At 72.1% G+C, this 24,336-nt stretch carries 23 protein-coding genes; 7 read left to right on the forward strand and 16 right to left on the reverse strand.

Features of this window, described 5'->3' with window-relative positions; translation table 11 throughout:
- Positions 1-36 precede the first annotated feature (36 nt).
- Positions 37-297, forward strand: a complete 261-nt coding sequence (locus QMC84_RS04185; RefSeq protein ID WP_300372082.1) for an HPr family phosphocarrier protein — start codon at positions 37-39, stop codon at positions 295-297.
- Here the strand turns inward: QMC84_RS04185 and QMC84_RS04190 are convergent.
- The 8 genes from QMC84_RS04190 to rimP form a co-directional block, all read right to left on the reverse strand.
- Positions 294-1,283: a hypothetical protein gene (locus QMC84_RS04190; protein WP_300372084.1), complete on the reverse strand. Its 990-nt coding sequence runs from the start codon at positions 1,281-1,283 to the stop codon at positions 294-296. The genes QMC84_RS04185 and QMC84_RS04190 overlap by 4 nt on opposite strands.
- Entirely contained in the window at positions 1,280-2,212 is a 933-nt protein-coding gene (locus QMC84_RS04195) for a bifunctional riboflavin kinase/FAD synthetase (protein ID WP_300372086.1), read from the reverse strand. The genes QMC84_RS04190 and QMC84_RS04195 overlap by 4 nt, the downstream gene beginning before the upstream one ends.
- A gap of 20 nt (positions 2,213-2,232) precedes the next feature.
- On the reverse strand, positions 2,233-3,114 hold the full coding sequence (truB, locus tag QMC84_RS04200) for a tRNA pseudouridine(55) synthase TruB (protein WP_300372088.1): 882 nt from the start codon (positions 3,112-3,114) through the stop codon (positions 2,233-2,235).
- Positions 3,111-3,596 (reverse strand): 30S ribosome-binding factor RbfA, encoded by a 486-nt coding sequence (rbfA, locus tag QMC84_RS04205; RefSeq protein WP_300372090.1) that lies wholly within the window; start codon positions 3,594-3,596, stop codon positions 3,111-3,113. The genes truB and rbfA overlap by 4 nt, the downstream gene beginning before the upstream one ends.
- Positions 3,597-3,705: 109 nt before the next feature.
- Positions 3,706-6,534 (reverse strand): translation initiation factor IF-2, encoded by a 2,829-nt coding sequence (infB, locus tag QMC84_RS04210; RefSeq protein WP_300372092.1) that lies wholly within the window; start codon positions 6,532-6,534, stop codon positions 3,706-3,708.
- Positions 6,535-6,669: 135 nt separating this feature from the next.
- A complete protein-coding gene (locus QMC84_RS04215) occupies positions 6,670-7,002 on the reverse strand; it encodes a YlxR family protein (RefSeq protein WP_366145731.1) in 333 nt (110 codons plus the stop codon).
- A 72-nt stretch (positions 7,003-7,074) separates the two neighbouring features.
- Positions 7,075-8,091: a transcription termination factor NusA gene (gene nusA / locus QMC84_RS04220; protein WP_300372097.1), complete on the reverse strand. Its 1,017-nt coding sequence runs from the start codon at positions 8,089-8,091 to the stop codon at positions 7,075-7,077.
- A complete protein-coding gene (gene rimP, locus QMC84_RS04225) occupies positions 8,091-8,606 on the reverse strand; it encodes a ribosome maturation factor RimP (protein ID WP_300372099.1) in 516 nt (171 codons plus the stop codon). Before rimP ends, nusA begins: the two co-directional genes overlap by 1 nt.
- 73 nt (positions 8,607-8,679) lie before the next feature.
- Here rimP and QMC84_RS04230 point away from each other — a divergent pair, with 73 nt between their 5' ends.
- The 3 genes from QMC84_RS04230 to QMC84_RS04240 all read left to right on the forward strand — a co-directional run bounded on the left by QMC84_RS04230 (position 8,680) and on the right by QMC84_RS04240 (position 10,474).
- Positions 8,680-9,126, forward strand: a complete 447-nt coding sequence (locus QMC84_RS04230) for a hypothetical protein (protein ID WP_300372101.1) — start codon at positions 8,680-8,682, stop codon at positions 9,124-9,126.
- Positions 9,119-9,535: a DUF4439 domain-containing protein gene (locus QMC84_RS04235; RefSeq protein WP_300372103.1), complete on the forward strand. Its 417-nt coding sequence runs from the start codon at positions 9,119-9,121 to the stop codon at positions 9,533-9,535. Before QMC84_RS04230 ends, QMC84_RS04235 begins: the two co-directional genes overlap by 8 nt.
- Positions 9,536-9,790: 255 nt before the next feature.
- Complete coding sequence (locus QMC84_RS04240) at positions 9,791-10,474, forward strand: hypothetical protein (RefSeq protein WP_300372105.1); 684 nt, start codon at positions 9,791-9,793, stop codon at positions 10,472-10,474.
- A 238-nt stretch (positions 10,475-10,712) separates the two neighbouring features.
- Here QMC84_RS04240 and QMC84_RS04245 read toward each other — a convergent pair whose 3' ends face one another.
- The 8 genes from QMC84_RS04245 to dxr all read right to left on the reverse strand — a co-directional run bounded on the left by QMC84_RS04245 (position 10,713) and on the right by dxr (position 20,582).
- Positions 10,713-11,426: an HAD family hydrolase gene (locus QMC84_RS04245; RefSeq protein WP_300372107.1), complete on the reverse strand. Its 714-nt coding sequence runs from the start codon at positions 11,424-11,426 to the stop codon at positions 10,713-10,715.
- On the reverse strand, positions 11,423-13,192 hold the full coding sequence (locus tag QMC84_RS04250; RefSeq protein ID WP_300372109.1) for a proline--tRNA ligase: 1,770 nt from the start codon (positions 13,190-13,192) through the stop codon (positions 11,423-11,425). The genes QMC84_RS04245 and QMC84_RS04250 overlap by 4 nt, the downstream gene beginning before the upstream one ends.
- Positions 13,193-13,523: 331 nt before the next feature.
- Complete coding sequence (locus QMC84_RS04255; RefSeq protein ID WP_300372111.1) at positions 13,524-14,369, reverse strand: GNAT family N-acetyltransferase; 846 nt, start codon at positions 14,367-14,369, stop codon at positions 13,524-13,526.
- A gap of 79 nt (positions 14,370-14,448) precedes the next feature.
- Entirely contained in the window at positions 14,449-15,585 is a 1,137-nt protein-coding gene (locus tag QMC84_RS04260; protein WP_300372113.1) for an alkaline phosphatase family protein, read from the reverse strand.
- Positions 15,582-16,847, reverse strand: coding sequence for an alkaline phosphatase family protein (locus tag QMC84_RS04265; protein ID WP_300372115.1), 1,266 nt, complete (start codon positions 16,845-16,847; stop codon positions 15,582-15,584). The genes QMC84_RS04260 and QMC84_RS04265 overlap by 4 nt, the downstream gene beginning before the upstream one ends.
- A 64-nt stretch (positions 16,848-16,911) precedes the next feature.
- Positions 16,912-18,075: a flavodoxin-dependent (E)-4-hydroxy-3-methylbut-2-enyl-diphosphate synthase gene (gene ispG / locus QMC84_RS04270; RefSeq protein ID WP_300372117.1), complete on the reverse strand. Its 1,164-nt coding sequence runs from the start codon at positions 18,073-18,075 to the stop codon at positions 16,912-16,914.
- A 23-nt stretch (positions 18,076-18,098) separates the two neighbouring features.
- The gene (locus QMC84_RS04275; RefSeq protein WP_300372119.1) at positions 18,099-19,460 is read right to left on the reverse strand and encodes a site-2 protease family protein; all 1,362 of its coding nucleotides are present in this window, start codon (positions 19,458-19,460) and stop codon (positions 18,099-18,101) included.
- 3 nt (positions 19,461-19,463) lie between these two features.
- Positions 19,464-20,582: a 1-deoxy-D-xylulose-5-phosphate reductoisomerase gene (gene dxr, locus QMC84_RS04280; RefSeq protein ID WP_300372121.1), complete on the reverse strand. Its 1,119-nt coding sequence runs from the start codon at positions 20,580-20,582 to the stop codon at positions 19,464-19,466.
- A gap of 115 nt (positions 20,583-20,697) precedes the next feature.
- Between dxr and gabT the strand changes: the two genes are divergently transcribed.
- Genes gabT through QMC84_RS04295 form a run of 3 tightly spaced genes read left to right on the forward strand, consistent with a single transcriptional unit; the run spans position 20,698 to position 24,334 of the window.
- Entirely contained in the window at positions 20,698-22,050 is a 1,353-nt protein-coding gene (gene gabT, locus QMC84_RS04285) for a 4-aminobutyrate--2-oxoglutarate transaminase (RefSeq protein ID WP_300372123.1), read from the forward strand.
- Between the two features lie 32 nt (positions 22,051-22,082).
- Entirely contained in the window at positions 22,083-23,888 is a 1,806-nt protein-coding gene (locus QMC84_RS04290; protein ID WP_300372125.1) for an amidohydrolase family protein, read from the forward strand.
- Positions 23,885-24,334: a nuclear transport factor 2 family protein gene (locus QMC84_RS04295; protein ID WP_300372127.1), complete on the forward strand. Its 450-nt coding sequence runs from the start codon at positions 23,885-23,887 to the stop codon at positions 24,332-24,334. The genes QMC84_RS04290 and QMC84_RS04295 overlap by 4 nt, the downstream gene beginning before the upstream one ends.
- The last annotated feature ends 2 nt before the right edge of the window (positions 24,335-24,336 follow it).

Here is a 24,336-nt window from a genome sequence, read left to right on the forward strand (position 1 = left end):
GATCCGCCCTCCCCCTCCAGTCAAGGAGAACCATCTATGCCCAGCAAGACCGTCGTCGTCGGCTCCTCCGTCGGCCTGCACGCCCGCCCCGCCCAGCTCATCGCCCAGGCTGCCGAGGAGCTCGACAGCGAGGTGCTGATCGGCGTCCCCGGCGGCGATCCCGTCGACGCGAGCTCCTCGCTGATGATCATGACGCTCGGCGCCGGGCCCGGTGACCAGGTCGAGGTGTCCAGCGACGACCAGCTCGCCCTCGACACCATCGCCGCGCTGGTCGAGAAGGACCTCGACGCGTCCTAGACGGGCCCGGGCTGCGGGCGCTCGCGCAGCGTCAGGTACACCGCGCGCATCCCGACCGCCCGCTCCAGCTCGCGGGTGACCCCGGAGAAGAACTGGGCGCGATAGGTCTCGTCGGTCACCGTGGACACGGTCAGGTAGAGCCCGGAGAACGCCGACAGGAAGACCGAGACCTGGACCAGGGCGCGGGACTCGTTGAAGTCCTCCCCGGCTCGCCAGGCGTCGATGACCGGACCGGTCATGATCAGGCTGCCGAAGACCATGAGGAACGCGAAGACGGCCAGCGAGAGCAGCAGCACCTGCACCACCTGGACGACCATCAGCACCAGGATCAGGTTCCAGCGCTCGAAGCCGGTGACCTCGGCGTGGGCCGCGGGGTCGGCGTCCGGGTCCTCGACCAGCTCGCGGCACGGCTGCTCGAGCGGCGTACCGGCGCAGGCCCGCAGGAGCAGCGCGTCGTCGACGGCGTCGTCGGCCCGGTCGACCTCCTCGGGAAGGCGCACCAGCAGGAACGCGACCGCGAGCAGCGCGAAGAGCAGGACCACCAGCCACAGCGAGCCGACGCTGAGGTTGCCGCCGACCTGCCACATCTCGGTGTTGATGAACAGGAACGTGATCGCGAGCAGCAGCAGCGGCAGCGCCCGGGTCGTCATCGGCAGCAGCCGGCGCAGCCCCCCGAACGTGCGCTTGAGGCCCCAGGCGACGATCTGCCGCGCGTGCAGCGCGGTCAGGGCGTACCAGACCGCCGCGGCCAGACCCAGCGACGCCAGCGTCGCCGGGGCCGCGCTGAACTGCCCGGAGACCCACGCGAGGGCGGCCCCGGCGGCTGCGGCGAGGAGCGCGACGAGCAGCAGCAGCGGCACGGTGCGGCGCAGCCGCAGCGCGCGGCGCACGTCCGCCCGGCGCTCCGGCACGAAGTACGACAGCCCGTGCTGGAGGAACCACGCGTCCGCGGCCGCGATCGGCTCCGTGGGCGCGGGGGCGGTCACGCCAGCAGCTCTCGGGCGCGGTCGACGTCGTCGGTCATCTGGGCCACCAGCTTCTCGACCGACTCGAAGGCGACCATGCCGCGCAGCCGGTCGACGAAGCTGACCTCGACCTCGACGCCGTACAGGTCCAGGTCGGTGCGGTCGAGGGCGTACGCCTCCACGCGCCGGTCCCGGACGCCGTCGAAGGTCGGGTTGGTGCCGACGCTGATCGCGGCCGGGTAGGTCTCGCCGGTGTCGAGCCGGCGCAGCCGGCCGGCGTAGATGCCGTCGGGCGGCACCGCCGTGAGCGGGTCGGCCGGCACGTTGGCGGTCGGGAAGCCGAGGTCGCGGCCGCGCTGGTCGCCGCGGACGACCACCCCGCGCACGGCGTACGGCCGGCCGAGCGCCTCGGCCGCGCCCGCGACGTCGCCGGCGGCCAGGCTCATCCGGACGTACGTCGAGGACCACACCTGCGGTCCGCCGTCCAGGGGGATGCCCTCGGCGGTGAAGCCGTACCGCTGGCCGGTCTCCCGCAGCGTGGCGACGTCACCGGCGGCGCGGTGCCCGAACCGGAAGTTCGCCCCGACCACGACCGCCACCGCGTGCAGCCCGTCGACCAGCACCCGCTGGACGAACTCCTCGGGAGTCCAGGAGGCGACGTCGCGGTCGAACGGCAGGGCCAGCACCGCCTCGGCTCCGGCGTCGGCCAGCAGCTCGGCGCGCACCGCCAGTGAGGTCAGCGTCGTGGGCGCGTGCTCGGGTCGCAGCACCGCCATCGGGTGCGGCTCGAAGGTGACCGCAACCACGGTCAACGACCGGTCCGCCGCGGTCTCGCGCGCCCGGTTGACGACGTGCCGGTGCCCCAGGTGGACGCCGTCGAAGTTGCCGATGACCACCACGGTCGGTCCGAGGCCGGAGGGAACCTCCTCCAGGGAGCGCCAGATCTGCACCGGGGAAGCGTATCGAGCACTCACACGAACACCGCGACAGCCTTCGCCACGGTGCCGCGCGGCTCGTAGAGCGCGAGGAACTCCCCGTCCGGGGCGAACACCGCGGTCAGCCCCGCGAGGTCCAGGTCCAGCGGCCGCCCGAACCGGACGTCGGCGGCCTGGGCCCCGTCGAGGTCCCGGCTCGCGAACGCGGCCCGCGCGGCCGCCGCGACCGGCAGGACGACGAAGTCCTCGCCGAGCTGCTCGAGGGTGTGGGCGACGTCCAGCCCGTACGGGCCGACGGCGGTGCGCCGCAGCGCCGTCAGGTGCCCGCCCACTTCCAGCCGGGCCCCGAGGTCGCGCGCGATCGCCCGGACGTAGGTGCCGCTCGAGCAGCGCACCGAGACGTCGAGGTCGACCGCGTCGGGAGCGCGGGGGTCGCCGGCCGGCCGGATGTCGTGGACGACCAGCTCGTGCACCGTGACCGGCCGGGCCGCCAGCGTGACCTCCTCGCCCTCGCGGACCCGCTGGTAGGCGCGCTTGCCGTCGACCTTGATCGCCGACACCGCGGTCGGCACCTGGAGCAGGTCGCCGACCTGCTCGGCGGCCGCCGCCCGGACGGTCGCCTCATCAAGCCCAGTGGCCGGCAGCGTCGCGGTCACCTCGCCCTCGGCGTCGTCGGTGCTCGTGGCGACGCCGAGCCGGATGGTGGCGTCGTACGACTTCTCGGTCAGCATCAGGTGGCCGAGCAGCCGGGTGGCCCGGTTGATCCCGAGCACCAGGACGCCGGTGGCCATCGGGTCGAGGGTGCCCGCGTGCCCGACCTTGCGGGTGCCCGCCAGGCGCCGCACCCGCGAGACGACGTCGTGGGAGGTCAGGCCGCCGGGCTTGTCGACGACGACCAGGCCAGCGTCCGGCGTCACTCGCCCTCGTCGTCCTCGTCGGGCTCGTCGGGGCCGGTGGACTCCTCGGACTCGGCGTCGCGGGGCTTCTTGTACGGGTCCTCGCCGCCGGCGTACGCCGTGCCGCGCTGAGCGGCCACGGCCTCGTCCAGGGCGCGGGCCCGGGCCAGCACCTCGTCGAGGTGCCGCGCGCTCTCGGGGAGCGCGTCGGCCACGAACGTCAGCGAGGGCGCGTGCCGCATCCCGAGCTGCTTGGCGACCTCCGAGCGGAGCAGACCCTTGGCCGACTCGAGCGCCGCCGCCGTGGCCGCCAGCGCCGCCTCGTCGTCGCCGGTCGCGTCCAGGACCGTGTAGAAGATGGTCGCCTGCTGCGAGTCCCCGGTGACCCGGACGTCGGTCACGGTCACGAACCCGAGTCGCGGGTCCTTGACGCGCCGTTCCAGCATCTCCGCGACGATCACCTGGATCCGGTCGGCGATCTTGCGGATGCGTGGGTTGCTCATGTTCCTACCCTCTCAAACGCCGAGTCGGCGCGACTTGCCCGCCAGAACGGTCCGAGTCGGCGCAACTTGCCGTCATGGCTGACGGCAAGTCGCGCCGACTCGGCAGTGCTCAGCTGCGGGGGATCTCCCGCATCTCGAACGCCTCGACGACGTCGCCTTCCTTGATGTCCTGGAAGTTGCGCAGCACCAGACCACACTCGAAGCCCTCGCGGACCTCGGACGCGTCGTCCTTCTCGCGCTTGAGCGACGCCAGGTCGAGGTTGTCGGCCACGACGGCGCCGTCGCGGATGACCCGCACCTTGGCGTTGCGTCGGATGACCCCGCTGGTGACCATGCAGCCCGCGATGTTGCCGACCTTGGACGAGCGGAAGATCGCGCGGATCTCCGCCTGGCCGAGGGTCGACTCCTCGAACTCCGGCTTGAGCATGCCCTTGAGGGCGGCCTCGATCTCCTCGATCGCCTGGTAGATCACCGTGTAGTAGCGGATCTCCACGCCCTCGCGGTCGGCCAGCTCCGTCGCCTTGCCCTGTGGGCGGACGTTGAAGCCGATGATGATCGCGTCGGAGGCGGCGGCCAGGTCCACGTTGGTCTCGGTGATCGCACCGACACCGCGGTCGATGACCCGCAGGCTGACCTCGTCGCCGACGTCGATCTTGGCCAGCGCGTCCTCGAGCGCCTCGACCGAGCCGGACACGTCGCCCTTGAGGATGAGGTTGAGCTCCTGGCTCTCGCCCTTCTCCATGGAGGCCATGAAGTCCTCGAGGGTACGGCGCACCCGGCGCTTGGCCTGCATGGCCGCCCGCTCGCGGGCCTCGCGCTTCTCCGCGATCTGACGGGCCATCCGATCGTCCTCGACCACGATGAAGTTCTGCCCGGCGCCGGGGACGGCGGAGAGACCCAGCACCATCGCCGGACGTGACGGGGTGGCCTCGGCCAGCTCGTTGCCGTACTCGTCGAGCATCGCGCGGACGCGGCCGTGCGCCGGTCCGGCGACGATCGAGTCGCCGACGTGGAGCGTGCCGCGCTGGACCAGGATCGTGGCCACCGGGCCGCGACCGCGGTCCAGGTGCGCCTCGATGACCAGGCCCTGCGCGTCCCGGTTCGGGTTGGCGCGCAGGTCGAGCGACGCGTCGGCGGTCAGTACGACGGCCTCGAGCAGCTTGTCGAGGTTGAGCTCGGACTTGGCCGACACGTCGACGAACATCGTGTCGCCGCCGTACTCCTCGGGCACCAGGCCGTACTCGGTGAGCTGGCCGCGGACCTTGGTCGGGTCGGCCTCCGGCTTGTCGATCTTGTTGACCGCGACCACGATCGGGACACCGGCCGCCTTGGCGTGGTTGAGCGCCTCGACGGTCTGCGGCATCACGCCGTCGTCCGCCGCGACCACGAGGATCGCGATGTCCGAGGACTGCGAGCCGCGGGCACGCATGGCGGTGAACGCCTCGTGACCCGGGGTGTCGATGAACGTGATCCGGCGCTCGTCGCCGTCGACGTCGGTGCCCACCTGGTAGGCACCGATGTGCTGGGTGATGCCACCGGCCTCGCCCGAGGCGACGTTCGCGTGCCGCAGGGCGTCGAGGAGCTTGGTCTTGCCGTGGTCGACGTGACCCATCACGGTCACGACCGGCGGACGGGCCTCGAAGTGCTGCTCGTCCTCCTCGTCGTCGGCGAACTCGAGGTCGAAGGACTCCAGCAGCTCACGGTCCTCGTCCTCGGGGGACACGACCTCGACCACGTAGTTGAGCTCCTCGCCCAGCAGCTCGAGGGTCGCGTCGTTGACGGACTCGGTGGCCGTGACCATCTCTCCGAGGCTGAACAGCATCTGCACGAGCTGCGCCGCATCGACGTTGATCCGCTCGGCGAAGTCGGTCAGGGAGGCGCCACGCGGCAGCCGGACGGTCTCGCCGTTGCCCTTGCGGACGCGGATGCCACCGATCGTCGGGGCCTCCATGGCCTCGAACTCCTGGCGACGCGCCCGCTTGGACTTGCGGCCACGACGCGACGGGCCGCCGGGGCGACCGAACGCACCCTGCGTCTGGCCACGCTGGCCGGGACGGCCGCCACCAGGACGGCCACCGCCGCTCGGGCCGAACCCGCCGCCACCAGGGCGGCCGGGGGCACCGGTGCCGACGCCGCCGCGACCCGGAGCGCCGCCGCGAGCCGGGGCACCGCCGCGGCCGGGAGCGCCGGGACGACCCGGACCTCGGCCACCGGCGCCCGCGCCGAACGCGGACGGGGACTTCGGCATCATCGCCGGGTTGGGACGCGGCATGCCCGGGCGACCGGGGGCGCCGCCTTCGCGGGCGGCCGGCGGGCGGGGGGGACGGTTGTCACCGGCACCGGCACCGGCACCGGCACCGGGGGCTCCCGGGGCGCCGGGGGCGGGCCGGCGGCCCATGCCCTGGCTGGACGCGAACGGGTTGTTGCCCGGACGCGGCGTTCCGGGACGGCCGACCGGCCGCGGCGCGGGGGTCGGTGCCTTGGGCGCAGCTGCGGCGGGCGCCTCGGCGGCCGGAGCCTCGGGCGCCGGCGGCTCGGGCTCGTCGGCCTTCGGGGCCGCCTTCGGGCCGGGCTTGGGGGCCGCCCTCTTCGCGGTGGCCGGAGCCTCCTCGGCGGGGGCGGCGGGGGCGGCGGGCGCCTCGGCTGTGGCGGCGGCGGGGGCCTCGGCGGCGGGGGCCTCGGCAGCGGGTGCCTCGGCGGCGGGCGCGGGCGCGGCCTTCTTGGCCGGCGCGGCAGGCTTGTCCGCCTTCTCCTCCGTCGGCTTCATCTTGGCGGTGAGCTCGGCGCCGTAGGCGTCCTCGAACTTCTTGACGGCAGGCAGCTCGATGCTCGAGGAGGCGGTCTTGGCGAACTCGCCGATCGCGCCAAGCTTCTCCAGTGCTTCCTTGCTGGGGATGCCGTACTTCTTTGCGAGCTCTGAAACTCGGGTCTTAGCCACGCTTCTCCTTCTGGCCGCAAGACCCGGGTCCAGTTCGATGCTGGGGGTGCTCTGCGACCGTTAGTGGTTGTGCAAACTCATCGCGAAGTACTCATCGAGTGCTCATGAGCTGCTGCTCCAGTCTCTGTCGGTCGATCAGGGGTGTGGTGCCGTGCTGTGTGGCGAGCCGAGGTAGTCCCCCACCGGTGCGCTGGAGAGCCCGGTCGTGACCCGGAGGGCCCGGCCGAACGCCTTCCGGCGCACCGCGAGGTCGTAGCACTCGGGGGTGGGGTGCAGGTGCGCTCCCCGCCCGGGTGCGGTGGCTGCCGGATCAGGTACGACGGCCGGGTGGCCGTACGCATCCGAGCCGACGATCACGCGTACCAACTCGTTCTTCGCGGTCCGCTTCCGGCACCCGATGCACGTCCGGACCGGGCCTGGGAGGCCGGAGGGTTCGGGGCATGCAGAAGGGATGTGTTCACGCACCACTGGCGACAACCCTACCGCGATCGGGCCACCTAACTCGAACCGGGAGGCGCGGGTGCCGGCAGCCGCTCGTCCTCAGGCGCCCTCGCCCGTCTCGTCGCCCGTCTCGTCGCCCGTCTCGTCGTCGGTCGCCTCGTCGCTCCTGATGTCGATGCGCCAGCCGGTCAGCCGAGCCGCGAGGCGGGCGTTCTGGCCCTCCTTGCCGATGGCGAGGGAGAGCTGGAAGTCCGGCACCACGACGCGTGCCGACTTCGTGGCGGCGTCGACGATCTCGACCGAGTTGACCCGCGCGGGCGAGAGCGCGTGCGCGACCATCTCGGCGGGGTCCTCGGACCAGTCGACGAGGTCGATCTTCTCGCCGTGCAGCTCGGCCATCACGGCGCGCACCCGCGAGCCCATCGGGCCGATGCAGGCGCCCTTGGCGTTCACGCCGGAGACCGTCGAGCGGACCGCGAGCTTGGTGCGGTGCCCGGCCTCGCGGGCGATCGCGGCGATCTCGACGGTGCCGTCGGCGATCTCGGGCACCTCGAGCGCGAACAGCTTCTTGACCAGGTTCGGGTGCGAGCGCGACAGCGTGATCTGCGGTCCGCGCATGCCCTTGCGGACCGACACCACCAGGCACTTGATCCGGGTGCCGTGGTCGTAGCGCTCCCCCGGCACCCGCTCGCCGACCGGCAGCAGCGCCTCGAGCTTGCCGAGGTCGACCATCACGTCGTCGGGGTTGCGACCCTGCTGGATGATCCCCGAGATGATGTCGCCCTCCTTGCCGGAGAACTCACCGAACCGGACGTCGTCCTCGGCGTCGCGCAGCCGCTGCAGCATGATCTGCTTCGCGGTCGTGGCCGCGATCCGGCCGAACCCGGCCGGGGTGTCGTCGTACTCGCCGACGGGGTTGCCCTCCTCGTCGACCTCCGAGGCGAGCACCGTCACGTGCCCGCTCTTGCGGTCGAGGACCACTTTGGCGTGCTCCCGGGCGCCGGGCGACTTGTGGTACGCGGTGAGCAGGGCCTGCTCGATCGCCTCCACGAGCACGTCGAACGAGATCTCCTTCTCCCGCTCGAGCATGCGCAGGATGCTCATGTCGATGTCCATCAGGCCTCCCCCGCCTCGTCATCCCCGCGGTCGTCCGCGGCGTCCTTGGGTCGGTTGAACTCGACCTGCACCAACGCCTTCCTCACCTCGGTGTAGGCGATCTGCTGCCGGGCACCGCCGACGTCCAGCGTGGCCCGCTCCTCGTCGCTCTCGAGCACCCGCCCGGTCACCGTCCTGCCGTCGGCGAGGGCGACCTTCACCAGCCGCGCCGCGTTGCGGCGCCAGTGCCGGGGCAGGGTCAGCGGGCGATCGACGCCACGCGAGGTGACCTCGAGGGTGTACGGCTGCTCGCCCATCACCTCGGAGCCGTCGAGCACGCGGTTGACCTCACGGGTCGCCTCAGCGACCTCGTCCAGCGTGACCCCGCCGTCCTTGTCGACGGCGACGCGCAGGATCCGCCGCTTGCCGGCCGGGGTGATCTCGACGGCCTCGATGTCGAGGCCCAGGGCACGCAGGGGGTCGTCGAGCTCGGCCTCGATCTGGTCCCGGGTGGCGTCCTGGTTGGCACTGCTCACGAGTGGGCGACCTCCTTGTGCTGTTGTTGATCGTCAACGATAGCGGCTGGCCGGCCGCGGTAGGGTCGTCGCCGTGCCCGCCGGTCCTCGTCTAGCCCGCCGCACGACGCTCGCCCTGCCCGCCGGCGTGGCCGCCGGCCTGGTCGCCGTCGCGGGCTGCGACGACGGCTCCCGCAGCCCCGGCGACGCCGCGCCCACCTCGACGCCCGAGCCCGACCCGGACGTGGTCCTCGTCGACGGCGTGCTCGAGGAGCTGGACCAGGCGCTGCGGCTCGCCTCGGCCGCGGGGGCGGTCGACCTGGTCGCCCTGCACCGCGCCCACATCGAGGCCCTCGACGGCACCCCGCCGGTGCCAGGCCCGCGACGGCGGGTCGACGCTGCCGCCGTCCGGGGGCGCGAGCGCCGGCTGCAGGCCCACCTGGTCGAGGCCGCGGTCGCCGCAGCGAGCGGCGCCCTGGCCGGGTTGCTGGCCTCGATGAGTGCTGCCGTGGCCCAGCGGTTGGCGAGCGCGCATGGCTGAGCTCGAGGCCCTGCAGGCCGCGCTCGCGGCCGAGCACGCGGCGGTCTACCTGTACGGCGCCCTGGGCGGACGGACGTCGCAGTCGGCGACCCCGGAGCTGTTCGCCGCGGTGGCGGCGGCGTACGCCGCGCACCGGGCCCGGCGCGACCGGCTCACCGCGGACGTCGTCGACCTCGGGGCCGAGCCGGTGGCCGCGGAGCCGGCGTACCGGCTGCCTCGCCTGGACACACCCCCGCAGGTGACCCGGGCGGCCCTGGGCGTGGAGCGCGCATGTGCGACGACGTACGCGTACCTGGTGCAGAACACCGTGGCCGATCAGCGGCGCAGCGCGATCGGGGCGCTGACCGAGAGCGCGGTGCGCGAGCTCGCCTTCGGCGGGGATCCCGAGGCGCTACCCGGATCGCGGTAGCCACCGGGTCGGCGGTGGACTAGCCCACCGCCGCGCGCGGCACGCTCAGCGCGGAGATTCTACGAAGGCTCAGCAGCGGTCCGATGACCCGGCCGCCTCCTGCTCGTTGGGTGCCCGGAATCTCACCTCACCCTCAGGGTCAGCCATGCGAAGAGCCATCCTCGTTCACCTCAGCAGTCACCCCGTGCCTGGGGACCATCGCTGCGGCAACAACGACACCCCTGGGCAGGCAGGAAAGGTCCAGGAGAAGTACTGATGCCGTCGATCCTCCGCACCCGGTCGGGAGTGGCTCAGACCATCGTCGGCGCCATGCTCGCGCTGGCCCTGAGCCTCACTCTCTGGTGGTCACACGGACGGAGTCACGACGCCGCGTCCGGGCCGCTGACCATCAACGCCGGGAACACGGGGCTGACGTTCTCCACATGGCGGTCGACCGAGCACTGGTCGGCCACGGCGGGAGGCTTCCTGCTCTGCGGTCCGGAGGTCACGATCACAGGAGTCTCACCGGTGCGGGCGTCGGGCCTGGAGTCGCTCGATGCGTTCACGCGTTCCTTCGACGTCCACCATCGCAAGGGCAGAGTGATTTCTGAACCGATCCTCGGCTGGTACGGGACGCCTCCCTGGGGCGGTGGGCCGGCCGACCCGCATCAAAAGCGTCTGATCGGCGCCATCACGGACGCCGAGGGCGCCACCGTGACACCACCGAGCTGCGACGACTACGACGGGGGCGCTCCTGGTGAGCAGGTTCTGGAGCTCCTGCTCACCGCCACGGCCGGGACCACCGGCGCCACGGTCCACCACGTGAGCGTCGAGTACGAGTCGGGCGGCCACGACTACCAGGCCGAGGTCGCGGTGACCCTCAAGCTGTGCGGCACCGAGGTCCTGGGCCGCGACTGCAACGATCTCCGCAAGCCCCACCGGACCGCCGCCCGCAACTGAGTCGAGACAAGACAGCGGTCCGCGAACTCGTCTTCCGGGGAACTCCCGAGATATTCCCCGGAAGAGACGAGTACGCGGACCGCTGAGGCCTGGACATTGGCCGTTGAGCGGATCCCGCCGGGATGTGGGGGGACTGGCGGGAGGACCGCTCTTGCAAAAGCATGCAACATGGCCGCCCGGAGCGCGATACGACCCCAACCTCACGTTTTCGCATTGCACAAACCTGCAGAACCGCAGGTCAGAGCCACCCCTCGACGAGGTCCCCGACCTCGGCCAACCGGTGCGCGACGGCGTCCGGACGCCCCTCGCTGTGCCCGAGCTGGTCCTCGGGGATGGTGCTGAGCGGGATGTGGATGGCCCGCATGCCGGCGCTCTGGGCGCCCCAGACGTCGTCGAAGAGCCGATCGCCGACGTACACGCAGCGGGCCGGGTCGTCCGCGCCGACCGCGGCCATGGCCGAGCGGAACGCGTGCGGGGAGGGCTTGGTCCACGGGATCTCGCTGGTGTAGACCGCGCCGTCGAGCAGGTGGTCGACGCCGTCGCGCCGGAAGAAGCCGTCGTGCCAGGCGCTGGGCCAGATCGTGTTCGAGAGCACGCCCACCTTGAGGCCGAGCCCGTGCAGGCGCTCGAAGAGCGGCCCGGCCTCGGGGTCGGTGAGCGTGTGCGGCTCCCAGAACTCGTAGTAGGCCGTGAGCAGCTCGGGGTCATGACCCAGGCCCGCCTCGGCGAACAGGTCCGCGACGGTCGCGCTCTCCTGGCGGTCCCGCGAGCGGCCCCAGATCGCCTGGTTCGCCTCGTGCAGGCGGGCCTGGGACACGCTGACGTCGTGGTCCACGTCGACGACGGCCTGGGCGAGCGCCAGCGACTCCGCGTGGAAGTCGACGTCGTGCCAGCGGGTCAGGGTCCCGCCCCAGTCGAAGACGACCGCGTCGAGCGCCCGGCCCGCACTCATGCCCGGACGATGCCGGTCACCCGGTCGACGAGGTGGTCGGCCGGCACCTGGTGCCGCTCGCCGGTACGGCGGTCCTTGACCTCGATCGTGCCCTCGGCGAGGCCCTTGCCGACCACGACGATCGTCGGGACGCCGATCAGCTCCGCGTCCTTGAACTTCACACCGGGGCTGACCTTGGGACGGTCGTCGTAGAGCACCTCGACGCCCTGCTGGTCGAGCTCGTGCGCGATCCGCTCGGCCGCGGCGAAGATGTGCTCGTCCTTGCCGGTCGCGACGATGTGGACGTCGGCGGGCGCGACCTCGCGCGGCCAGCACAGGCCCAGCTCGTCGTGGGTGCCCTCGGCGATGGCGGCCACCGCACGCGAGGGGCCGACGCCGTAGGAGCCCATGGTGACCGTGACCAGCTTGCCCTGCTCGTCGAGGACCTTGAGGTCGAGGGCCTCGGCGTACTTGCGGCCGAGCTGGAAGATGTGGCCCATCTCGATGCCGCGGGCGGTCTCGAGGGTGCCGCCGTCGCCGCGGGGGCAGGGGTCGCCGTCGCGGACCTCGGCCACCTCGATGAGGCCGTCGCCGGAGAAGTCGCGGCCGGCCACGAGGTCGATGACGTGGCTGCCGGTCACGTCGGCTCCGGTCACCCAACGGGTGCCCTCGACGACCCGCGGGTCGAGGAGGTAGCGGACGCCGGCGGCCTTCTTCTCACCGAGCGCCCCGGGACCGATGTAGCCCTTGGCCAGCGCGGGCCGCGCCTTGAAGTCCTCCTCGCCGAACGGCTCGAAGACGACGCCCTCGCCCAGGTGGGCCTCGAGCCGCTTGGCGTCGACCTCGCGATCCCCGGGCAGGCCGACGGCCAGTGCCTCGGTGGCCCCGTCGGGGTAGCGCACCGAGAACACCACGTTCTTCAGGGTGTCCGACGCCGCCCAGGGGCGGTCCTCGCGGGGGAACCGCTCGTTGAGGTGGTCCACGAGCGTCTCGATCGTGGGCGTGTCGGGGGTCTGCTCGGCGTGGGCGGCGGGCGCGTCGTCGTACGGCACGGGCGGGACCGGCGGCGAGTGCACGGCCTCGACGTTCGCGGCGTAGTCGCACAGCGTGCAGCGGACGTAGGTGTCCTCGCCGACGCTGGCCTTCGCGAGGAACTCCTCGGACTTCGAGCCGCCCATCGCGCCGGACATCGCCTCGACGATGACGTACTCGAACCCGAGGCGGTCGAAGATCCGCACGTAGGCGTCGCGGTGCCTCTGGTAGCTCGCCTCGAGGCCGGCGTCGTCGACGTCGAACGAGTAGGAGTCCTTCATCACGAACTCGCGCCCGCGCAGCAGCCCGGCGCGGGGTCGCGCCTCGTCGCGGTACTTGGTCTGGATCTGGTAGATCGAGAGCGGCAGGTCCTTGTAGGAGGAGTAGAGGTCCTTCACGACGAGCGTGAACATCTCCTCGTGGGTGGGGCCGAGGAGGTAGTCGGCACCCTTGCGGTCCTGGAGCCGGAAGATGCCGTCGCCGTACTCCGTCCACCGGTTGGTGGCCTCGTAGGGCTCGCGGGGCAGCAGCGCGGGGAACAGCATCTCCTGGGCGCCGATCGCGTTCATCTCCTCGCGGATGATGTCCTCGACCCGGCGCAGCACCTTCAGGCCCAGCGGCAGCCAGGTGTAGATGCCGGGCGCGGCGCGCCGGATGTAGCCGGCGCGGACGAGCAGCCGGTGCGACGGCACCTCGGCGTCCGCGGGGTCCTCTCGCAGGGTCCGCACGAACAGGCTCGACATCCGCATGATCATCTCGGGGCCCCCGCGGAGGCGCGAGCGCAGCGAGCGGCTTCGTGGGGTGAGATCATGGGGAGCAGGCTACTTGTTCGGCACGGCAGGCTTCGCCCGGGTTATCGCGTCCGGGAGGCATGAACTGCGGGGCTGACCGGGCGCGGGCGGGGAAGTGCGGTGTCTGGGATGAACCAGGTTGATCCCAGCCACCGCGGTTCGAGCCACCCGGTGCGATCCGACGCAGGCGGTGGCCCGTCACCCGGGCAGCGGGCGGCGACCGCCCGCCACGCCCTCCCGTGGCTGCCCTCCACGACGACCACCGGGGACCGCACGCCGAAGCAGGTCGCCTCCGTCAGAACATCACGGTCGCGAACCGCGCGGTCTCGCGGAAGCCGACCCGCTCGTAGGCCGCCCGCGCGGGGGTGTTCCACTCGTTGACGTAGAGCGAGACCGTCGACGCGATCTCATGCCGGACCAGGTCGACGACGGCGGCCATCCCCGCGGTGGCGATCCCCTCGCCGCGCCGGTCCCGGGGGACGAAGACGCCCTGGACCTGGGCGGCGTACGGCGTCGCGCAGGCGACCTCGGCCTTGAACACCAGCCGGCCCTGGTCGAAGCGGGCGAAGGACCAGCCCCGGTTGACCAGCTGGATGACCCGGGCCCGGTACAGCTCGGCTCCCCCGCCCTGCTCCGGCGAGATCCCGACCTCCTCGGTGTACATCGCGACGCAGGCCGGGTAGAGCTCGTCCAGGTCGGCCCGGACGGTACGCCGCACCCGCGGGTCGGGCTCGACCAGCGGGGCCCCGGTGATCTCCAGGTGCGGCTGCTCCCAGCGGGTCTCGCGGGGGCGGCCCCACCCGGGGGCGACGCCGTTCCAGAACTCCCGGACCGCCGCCTGCGGCCCGACGATGGTCGAGACCGTCCGGCTGCGGGTCAGCGCCCGCTCGGCGAACGCGGCGGCGTCGTCGGGCGTCGCCTCCACCGGGACCAGGTTGGCGCCCACGTGGCAGGCGGCGGCGAGCTCGCCGTCGTCGAAGCGACCCCACATCTCCCCGCCCAGCCAGCGCGGCTCGAGGTTCGTGGTCGTGGCGCGGTAGTCGACGAACGCGTTCACGACCGGGTTCCTGCGCGCCAGCGCCAGGAACGCGTCGAGGTCGGCCGGCCCGAGCGGACGGACACCGTGGCGGGTCGTGAGCACGGCCGAAGCCTACGACGTCATCGGGCCGGTGACCCGGCAGATCCCGTCGAAGACCGCCCGGCGACCGGCTCGGTCCGGATCACTGCTCCCAGCCGGAGTTGTAGACGTCGAGGCCGAAGGTCTCCACGCCGGGGTCGCGGGCGTAGCCCAGCCTGGGCAGCCCGAAGATCTCCTCGATCGAGCCGAGCAGCGAGTAGTGGTTGTACGGCGTGGTGCTCCAGGTGCCGGGCGTGACGTACCTGGAGACGACCAGGGCGCCGATCCTCCCGCCGCCGGGCCCGAAGATGCCGGGCATCGGGCTGTTCGCCGAGGTCTCGGGCCCGCAGCAGGCGGTGGCGTCGGTCTGCGGGCCGTCGGACTCGTCCGCGGTGATGACGAGCACGCCGTTCCTGCGGAACGCGGGCGCCTGCAGGATCCGCGGCACCCACTTCCTCATCCAGGCGTTGACGCTGCGCAGCCCGCCCGGCCGGCCGTCGGCGCAGGGCGCGTCGTGGCCGTCGTCGCACAGGTCGGGAGTGATGTAGACGAGGTTCGGTGTGGTGCGGGCGCGCTCCAGGTCGTCGGTGAGCCGCCCGAGCTTCACGACGTGCGCCTTGCAGTACGCCGGGTGGTCGGTGATCGAGCGGAAGTAGACGAACGGGTTATGCCGGGCCGCATAGTTGTGGTCGGCGGTCGCGCGCTGGGTCGGGTCGGGCGTGTCCCGCTCGGGGTGCTGGCAGGGTCGCTCCATGTCGTCCATGTAGCCGCGCCAGGTCAGCCCCTGGTCCGTGAGCTGGCCCGGCAGCGTCGGGACGTCGGCGGGGAACACGCACCCGGACCCGACCGCCTGGTCCGGGTCGACCGTGCCCACCCGCACGAACGTCGAGTAGGTCTGGCAGTCCGCCTGCATGTCCGGGTTCGGCCCCTGGCCCGAGATCTGCGCGACGTAGTTGGGCTGGGAGTTGTGCGCGGTGCCGTAGTACGCGTTGAGCAGGACGCCCTGGCGGCGCAGCCTCGTGGCCAGGTACGGCGCCGCCGACCCGGCACCCCAGGTCTCGTCGTACCCCTTGTTCTCGATGTTGATCACGAACACGTGCCGGATCGGCGGCACGTAGGCGGCCGTGGCCGGCGTCCGGACGCTGGGCACTGCGTGCCGCGGGAGCGCGGCGCCCGCCGGGGACAGCGCCAGCCCGAGGACGAGCAGCCCGACCGGGGCCAGCAGTCGCTTGAGGATCATCGCGGCAGCCTCCAGCCGAGGTCGAGGGCGAGGTGCTTGAGGGCGGCCCAGTCGGCGGACTTGGTCTCGTCCGGCGCGCAGCCCACCGGCGTCAGGTCCGGGACGTCGTACGTCGCCGACGAGGTGTCCGGGTCGGCGGCGAGGTCGAGCGCCTCGGCCATGTTGCGGGCGTACCGGTCGCGCGGGGTGAGCGGCCGCAGGCCCCAGCGCCACTCGATCATCCGGAGCACCGAGGTGTGGTCGTACACGTGGTGGGAGACGTGCCCGCGCCGGGCGAGCGGGGAGATCATCAGCGCCGGCACCCGGAAGCCGCGCAGCGCGGTCTTCTTCGAGACGTCCGGCGCGCGCCGCGGCCGGACGTGGTCGAAGAAGCCGCCCCACTCGTCGTAGTTGATGACGAGCACCGTCCGCTCCCAGCCCGGGCCGGTGCGCACCGCGTCGTAGACCTGGTTGAGGAACGCCTGCCCGGCACGGATGTCGGCGAGCGGGTGGTCGTCGTTCGAGGTGCCGCCCTCCTCGTTGAGGAACCGCGGGTCGACGAACGAGACGGCCGGCAACGTGCCGGCCGCGGCGTCGACCAGGAACGTGGCGAAGTGCTGGGAGATGTCGAGGTGCTTCTCGTACCACAGCACGGTGAAGGGGATGTCGCTGTAGTAATAGGTGCCGCGGAGGCCCTGCTCGGCCAGCCGGTCCCAGATCGTCGGCAGCGTGGACCGGTCGGTGTTGTTGTGCAGCCGGTCGGTCTGCGCGGCGTGCTGGTAGAAGCGATTGGGGTAGGTCTCGGCCATCACGGCCGAGAAGTAGCGGTCGAAGACCGTCCAGTCCCGGGCCGCACGCGAGTAGAACGAGAGGTCCTCGTCGGTGTAGTAGCCGACGGCGAGCAGGTCGTTGCTGCCGGACTTGAGGAAGCCGTCGAGCAGCCCGTTGTTGAACTGGATCCGGCCGCCCTCCCAGGAGTGGTCGGGATCCTCGAACCCGCAGCCGTCGTACGCCGTCAGCCGGTGCGTCGCGTGCCGCAGGCCCCTGCGGTCCACGTAGCTGAGCCCGGCCTGCCTGCCGTCGGCGCCCGGGAGCCAGCCGAGGTAGTGGTCGAAGGAGCGGTTCTCCATCATCACGACGACGACGTGCTCGATGCCGGACGCCGCCGGGGCGGGGAGCGGCGCGGGCGCGGCCGCCGCGGGCAGCAGCCGCGAGACGCCGGTGGCTGCGGCGATCCCGGAGAGCGATGCCGTGCCGAGCAGCTGCCTGCGGGAGATCCTCACAGCCGAAGTGTGCGGCCGGAGGTGCCTCCGCGTCACCACCCGCGCGGCGGTGTCCTCCCGGCGCTCAGGTGACGGTGACGGAGGCGCCGGCGCCGTCGACCGACTCCATGCCCTCGGCGATCCGCATCGCCTCCTCGATCAGGGTCTCGACGATCTTCGACTCCGGGACGGTCTTGATCACCTCGCCCTTGACGAAGATCTGGCCCTTCCCGTTGCCGGAGGCGACGCCGAGGTCGGCCTCGCGGGCCTCCCCCGGTCCGTTGACGACGCAGCCCATGACGGCGACCCGCAGCGGCACCTCGAGCCCCTCGAGGCCCGCGGTCACCTGCTCGGCGAGCGTGTAGACGTCGACCTGGGCGCGACCGCAGGACGGGCACGAGACGATCTCGAGCTTGCGGGGGCGCAGGTTCAGCGCCTGGAGGATCGAGATGCCGACCTTGACCTCCTCGACCGGCGGCGCGGACAGCGAGACCCGGATCGTGTCGCCGATGCCCTGCGAGAGCAGCGCGCCGAACGCCGTGGCCGACTTGATCGTGCCCTGGAAGGCGGGCCCCGCCTCGGTGACGCCGAGGTGGAGCGGCCAGTCGCCGCGCTCGGCGAGCATCTCGTAGGCGCGCACCATCACGACCGGGTCGTTGTGCTTGACCGAGATCTTGAAGTCGTGGAAGCCGTGCTCCTCGAAGAGGCCGGCCTCCCACACCGCGGACTCGACCAGGGCCTCCGGCGTGGCCTTGCCGTACTTCTCCAGCAGCCGCTTGTCGAGGGAGCCGGCGTTTACGCCGATCCGGATCGAGGTGCCGCGGTCCTTGGCGGCGCGGGCGATCTCCTTGACCTGGTCGTCGAACTTGCGGATGTTGCCGGGGTTGACCCGGACCGCCGCGCAGCCGGCGTCGATCGCGGCGAAGACGTACTTCGGCTGGAAGTGGATGTCCGCGATGACCGGGATCTGCGACTTCTGGGCGATCGCCGGCAGCGCGTCGGCGTCGTCCTGGCTCGGGCACGCGACCCGGACGATGTCGCAGCCGGTCGCGGTCAGCTCGGCGATCTGCTGCAAGGTGCTGTTGACGTCCGAGGTCTGCGTGGTGGTCATCGACTGGACCGAGACCGGGTGGTCGCTGCCGACGCCGACCTTGCCGACCCGGATCTGGCGGGTCCTGCGGCGGGGGGCGAGCACCGGCGGGGGCGCTTCGGGCAGGCCGAGGCTGACGGCGGACGCGGGGGTGCTCATGCCTTCGATGTTAGGACCGGATCCTAGGACACGAGGTGCAGGGGTACGACGAGGTCCCCGACGATCAGCACCACGCCCATCACGAGCAGCACCGCGGCGACGCCGTACGCGATCGGGAGCAGCTTCGCGACGTCGACGTAGCCGGGGTCGGGCCGGCCGCGCAGCCGCGCGAGCCCACGACGCAGCGCCTCCCACAGCGCGCCCGCGATGTGGCCGCCGTCGAGCGGCAGCAGCGGGATGAAGTTGAACATCCCGATGAAGAAGTTGAACCCGGCGATCAGCGAGAGCAGGTAGACGGCCTTCTCGGCGACCGGGAAGGTGTCGTGGGACACGGTCTCGCCGGCGATCCGGCCACCCCCGACGATGCTCACCGGGCTGTCGATCGAGCGCTCCTCCACGCCCACGATCGCCTTGGCGACACCCCACACCTTGACCGGGAGCGTGCCGAGCGCCTTGACGGTGACCACCGTCATGGTGCCCATCTGGTCGAGGGTGTAGATCGGGCCGCCCGTGGTGACCACCTCGTGGGTGGTCGGGGTGACGCCGAGGAACCCGACCTGGTGCAGGGTCTCGTCGGTCAGCGAGGTGGGGCGCGCCTCCACGGTGGTGCTGGTGGTGCCGGTCAGCGCCCGGCCGTCGCGCTCGTAGCCGATGACCGCCTCGCCGTCGTCGTTGCCCCGGATCAGGGTGCGCAGCTCGTCCCAGCCGGTGATCGCGGTGCCGTTGAAGCTGGTGACCACGTCGCCGGGCCGCAAGCCCGCCTCGGCGGCCGGGCTGAGCGGGTCGGAGTCGGTGCACTCGCGACCGCTCTCGACGTACGGGATCACGCACTGCGAGACCTCGTCGATCACCGGCGCGCCGGCGTCGGGCTCGGCCGTGCGCACGCCGTAGAGCGCGAAGATGCCCCAGAAGATCACGAACGCGATCAGCAGGTTGACCGTCGGCCCACCGCTCATCACGACGACCTTCTTCCACCACGACATCCGGTAGAAGAGCCGGTCGCTGTCCTCGGGCCGGATCGTCTCCCACTCCGCCGCGCGGGCGTCGGAGATCAGCTGGGTGAACATGCCGGTGTTGGACTTGCGGACCCGCACGACCTGGTTGCCCTCGGCGTCGACGGTGACCTCGTCGGCGATCTCCTCCGCGCCGGGCGGGAGCATGCCGACGATCTTCACGTAGCCGCCGAGCGGGACGGCCTTGACGCCGTACTCGGTCTCGCCGACCCGCTTGCTCCACACGGTCGGCCCGAAGCCGATGAAGTACTGCGTGACCTTCCCGCCGAACCGCTTCGCCGGGATCATGTGGCCCAGCTCGTGTAGGCCGATCGAGACCAGGATGGCGACCACGAAGATCACCACGCCCAGGAGGTAGAAGAGCGGTTCCACTGGTCAGTCCTCGATGTGGTCGGGCCGGAGGCGGGTGCGGGTGGCCTCACGGGCCCAGGCGTCGGCGGCGAGGATGTCCTCGATCGTCACCTCCGAGGGTACGTCGTGCCGGCTGAGAACGGCCTGAACCGTGGGAACGATCTCGGTGAAGGCGAGCGCCCCCGTGCGGAACGCGTCCACCGCGATCTCGTTGGCCGCGTTGTAGACGGCGGGCGCGGTGCCGCCGCGCTGACCCGCCTCACGGGCCAGCGCCACGGCCGGGAACGCCGCGTCGTCGAGCGGGAGGAACTCCCAGGTCTCGGGCCGGCTCCAGTCGACCGGGGGCGCGGCGTCCGGCACCCGGTCCGGCCAGGACAGGCCGAGCGCGATCGGGATCAGCATGGTCGGAGGGCTCGCCTGCACGAGCGTCGAGCCGTCGACGAACTCGACCATGGAGTGCACGACGCTCGTCGGGTGCACCACAACCTCGATCCGGTCGAACGGGAGGCCGAACAGCAGGTGCGCCTCGATCACCTCGAGGCCCTTGTTGACCAGGGTCGCCGAGTTGATGGTGATCACCGGGCCCATGTCCCAGGTCGGGTGCGCCATGGCCTGCGCGGGCGTCACGTCGGCCAGCTCCTCGCGGGTGCGGCCGCGGAACGGGCCGCCGCTCGCGGTGAGCACGAGCCGGCGTACCTCGCTCGCCCGGCCGCCCCGCAGGCACTGCGCGATCGCGCTGTGCTCCGAGTCGACCGGCACGATCTGACCCGGCGCGGCCCGCTCGAGCACCAGCGGGCCGCCCATGATCAGCGACTCCTTGTTGGCGAGCGCGAGCGTGTGGCCGGCGTCGAGGGCGGCCAGCGTGGGCCGCAGCCCGACGGCGCCGGTGATGCCGTTGAGCACGACGTCGCAGGGCCGGGTGGCGGCCTCGACGGAGGCCTCCTCGCCCAGGCCCGAGAACAGGCCGGGGCAGGCCGGGGTGAACTCCGCCACCTGGCGCTCGAAGAGCTCGGGGCTCGACCCGCCGGCGGTCAGCGCCACGACCCGGAACCGGTCCGGGTTGGCACGCACCAGGTCCAGCGCCTGGGTGCCGATCGACCCGGTGCTGCCGAGGATCGCGACGTCTCTGACTGAGCCACTCACGCAGCCCAGTCTCCCGCAGCGTGGGCCGCGCGACGGAATCCCGGGCCGTCGTCCTACGAAATCCTTGTCCGAGCCCCCTCCCCGAGACGGATCCCGTCGGACTAGCCTCCCTGTCATGACCGAATCTGCTGTCGCCGCCGTGGGCGGCCCGACCCTCCCCCAGGAGCGGCGGCTCGTCACCGACATCCCCGGCCCGCGCTCCCTCGAGCGCCTCGAGCGCAAGCGCGCGCACGTCGCCGACGGCGTGGGGACGATGCTCCCGGTGTTCGTCGAGGCGGCCGGCGGCGGCGTGCTGGTCGACGTCGACGGCAACTCGCTGATCGACCTCGGGTCCGGCATCGCGGTCACGACCGTCGGCAACGCCGCCGCGGCGGTGGCCCGCAACGTGCACGCGCAGGTCGACGCGTTCACCCACACCTGCTTCATGATCACGCCGTACGACGGCTACGTGGACGTCTGCGCCGCGCTCGCCGAGCTGACGCCGGGGACGCACGCCAAGAAGAGCGCGCTGTTCAACTCCGGGGCCGAGGCGGTCGAGAACGCCGTGAAGATCGCCCGGGCGGCGACCGGCCGGGACGCGGTCGTCGTCTTCGACCACGCCTACCACGGCCGCACCAACCTCACGATGGCGATGACGGCCAAGAACATGCCCTACAAGAACGGGTTCGGCCCGTTCGCCGGCGAGGTCTACCGGGCGCCGATGTCCTACCCGCTGCGCGACGGGCTGAGCGGCGAGCAGGCCGCGGCCCGCGCCATCGACGTGATCGACAAGCAGGTCGGCGCCGCCAACCTGGCGTGCATCGTGATCGAGCCGATCCAGGGCGAGGGCGGCTTCGTGGTGCCGGCTCCGGGCTTCCTGCCGGCCCTCGCCGCCTGGGCGCAGGCGAACGGCGTCGTATTCGTCGCGGACGAGATCCAGTCCGGCTTCTGCCGCACCGGCGACTGGTTCGCCTGCGACCACGAGGGCGTCGTGCCGGACCTGGTCACCACCGCGAAGGGCATCGCCGGCGGCCTGCCGCTGGCCGCGGTCACCGGCCGGGCCGAGCTGATGGACGCCGTGCACGTCGGCGGCCTCGGCGGCACGTACGGCGGCAACCCGGTCGCCTGCGCGGCCGCGCTCGGCTCGATCGAGGAGATGCGCGCGGGCCGGCTCGACGCGCGGGCCCGCGAGCTGGGGACCAGGATGCGGGCCCGGCTCGAGGCGCTGGCCGCCGAGCACGACGTCATCGCCGAGGTGCGCGGCCGGGGCGCGATGATGGCGATCGAGCTGTGCCACCCCGGCAGCACCGACCCCGACCCGGTGCGCACCGCCGCGGTCTCGGCGTACTGCCACCAGCACGGTGTCGTCACGCTGACCTGTGGCACCTGGGGCAACGTGTTCCGGTTCCTGCCGCCGCTCTCGATCGGCGACGAGCTGCTCGACGAGGGCTTCGATGTGGTCGCGGAGGCGTTCGCCGCCACCTCTTGACGCCCGTCAACTAGAACGGGTTCTATGCCCGCATGACCTTCGACGCGATCATCCGGAACGGGCGCTGGTTCGACGGCACCGGCGCACCGTCCGCCATCCGTGACCTCGGCCTGCGCGACGGCCGGGTCGTCGCCGTGAGCCAGGAGCCGCTGGACGCCTCCGGCTGCCCGGAGGTCGTCGACGCGACCGGCAAGTGGGTGATCCCCGGGCTCGTCGACATCCACACCCACTACGACGTCGAGGTGCTCGAGGGCCCCGGGCTCGCCGAGTCGGTCCGGCACGGCGTCACGACGCTGCTGCTGGGGTCGTGCTCGCTCTCGACCATCCATGTCGGCGGGGTCGACGCCGGCGACCTGTTCGGCCGGGTGGAGGCGATCCCCCGCCAGCACGTGATCAGCGCCATCGACAAGCACCGCACCTGGTCCAGCGCCGAGGAGTACGTCGCGGCCCTGGAGGCACTGCCGCTGGGCCCCAACCTCGCCGCGTTCATCGGGCACTCCGACATGCGCACCGCGACGATGGGCCTGGACCGGGCGACCCGCAAGGAGGTCCGGCCGAGCCGCCGCGAGCAGGCCCGGATGGAGCGGATGCTGAACGAGGCGCTCGACGCCGGGTTCGTCGGCATGTCGGCCCAGCAGCTGCTCTTCGACAAGCTCGACGGCGACCTGTGTCGCTCGCGCACGCTGCCCTCGACGTACGCGAAGTGGCGCGAGATGCGCGGGCTGCGCTCGATCCTGCGCCGTCGCCGCCGCGCCCTGCAGGCCGGGCCCGACGCCAGCCACCCCCACACGATCGTGACCCAGGCGCTCGGCTCGATCGGGCTGGGTGGTCGGCCCGCGCTGCGCACCAGCCTGCTCTCGGCGGCCGACATCAAGGCGATCCCGTTCGTGATCCACCTGATGCGCCCGCTGGCGCGGGTGGTCAACCGGCTCGGGGCAGACTTCCGCTGGCAGCACCTGCCGGTGCCGTTCGAGGTGTACGCCGACGGCATCGACCTGGTGATCTTCGAGGAGTTCGGCTCGGGCGCCGCGGCCCTGCACCTGCAGGAGAAGCTCGCCCGCGACGAGCTGATGCGCGACCCGGAGTACCGCAAGCGGTTCCGCAAGGACTACGAGAGCAAGTACGGCCCGCGGGTATGGCACCGCGACTTCTTCGACGCCGAGATCGTCGCGTGCCCCGACGCGACCGTGATCGGGAAGTCGTTCGGCCAGGTGGGCGTGGAGCGCGGCGGCAAGCACCCGGTCGACGCGTTCCTCGACCTGGTGCTCGAGCACGGCACCGCGATCCGGTGGCGCACGACGATCTCCAACCACCGCCCCGAGGTGCTGCGCAAGCTCGCGGCCGACTCCGGCATCCAGATCGGGTTCTCCGACGCCGGCGCGCACCTGCGCAACATGGCGTTCTACAACTTCGGCCTGCGCCTGCTCAAGCACGTCCGTGACGCCGAGCGCGCTGGCCGCCCGTTCATGTGCGTCGAGCACGTCGTGCACCGGCTCACCGGCGAGCTCGCGGACTGGTACCGCATCGACGTCGGGCACCTGCGCGTCGGCGACCGCGCCGACCTCGTGGTCATCGACCCCGAGCGACTCGACGCGACCCTGGAGGAGTACCGCGAGTGCCCGGTGGAGCAGTACGGCGGGCTCTCGCGGATGGTCAACCGCAACGACGCCGCGGTCCCCGCGGTGTTCATCGCCGGCCGCCGGGTGGTCGCCGACGGCGCGCCCACTCCCCTGCTGGGCCACGAGCGCACCGGCAGCTTCCTGCGGGCGGAGCAGGCGGCCACCGTGCCACCGGTCATCGCGCCCTCGGTCGAGGCGGAGGCCGAGGCGGCGTCGTGACCCGCAGCCCTGCCGATGCCGTGCGCGGCCTGTGGCGCACGCTGTCCGAGCGCGACTACGACGGCATCGCGGACTGGGTCACCGACGACTGCATCTACCTCGACGTCCCGGTCGGACCGACGCTGGCCGCCCGCGGCCCGGCCGACATCGCCAAGCGCCTGCGAGTCGGCTGGGGCGACCTCGCGGCGTACGAGAACCACGACGGGCTGCTGGTCGCCGATGGCGACAACGTGATGTACGAGCACTCCGAGACGTGGACGTTCTCCTCCGGCGAGGTCGTCGCGCTGCCGTTCGCGACCGTGCACCGGGTGCGCGACGGCAAGGTCTGCCTGTGGAAGGACTACTGGGACTACGGCGCGATCATGAACGCTGCGCCGACGTCGTGGGTGGAGTCGCTCGCGACCGCTGACACGAGCTGGGTGTACGACGCGAGCGGTGACCTGTAGCT

The sequence above is a fragment of the Nocardioides sp. genome, assembly GCF_030019515.1.
Lineage (GTDB): Bacteria > Actinomycetota > Actinomycetes > Propionibacteriales > Nocardioidaceae > Nocardioides.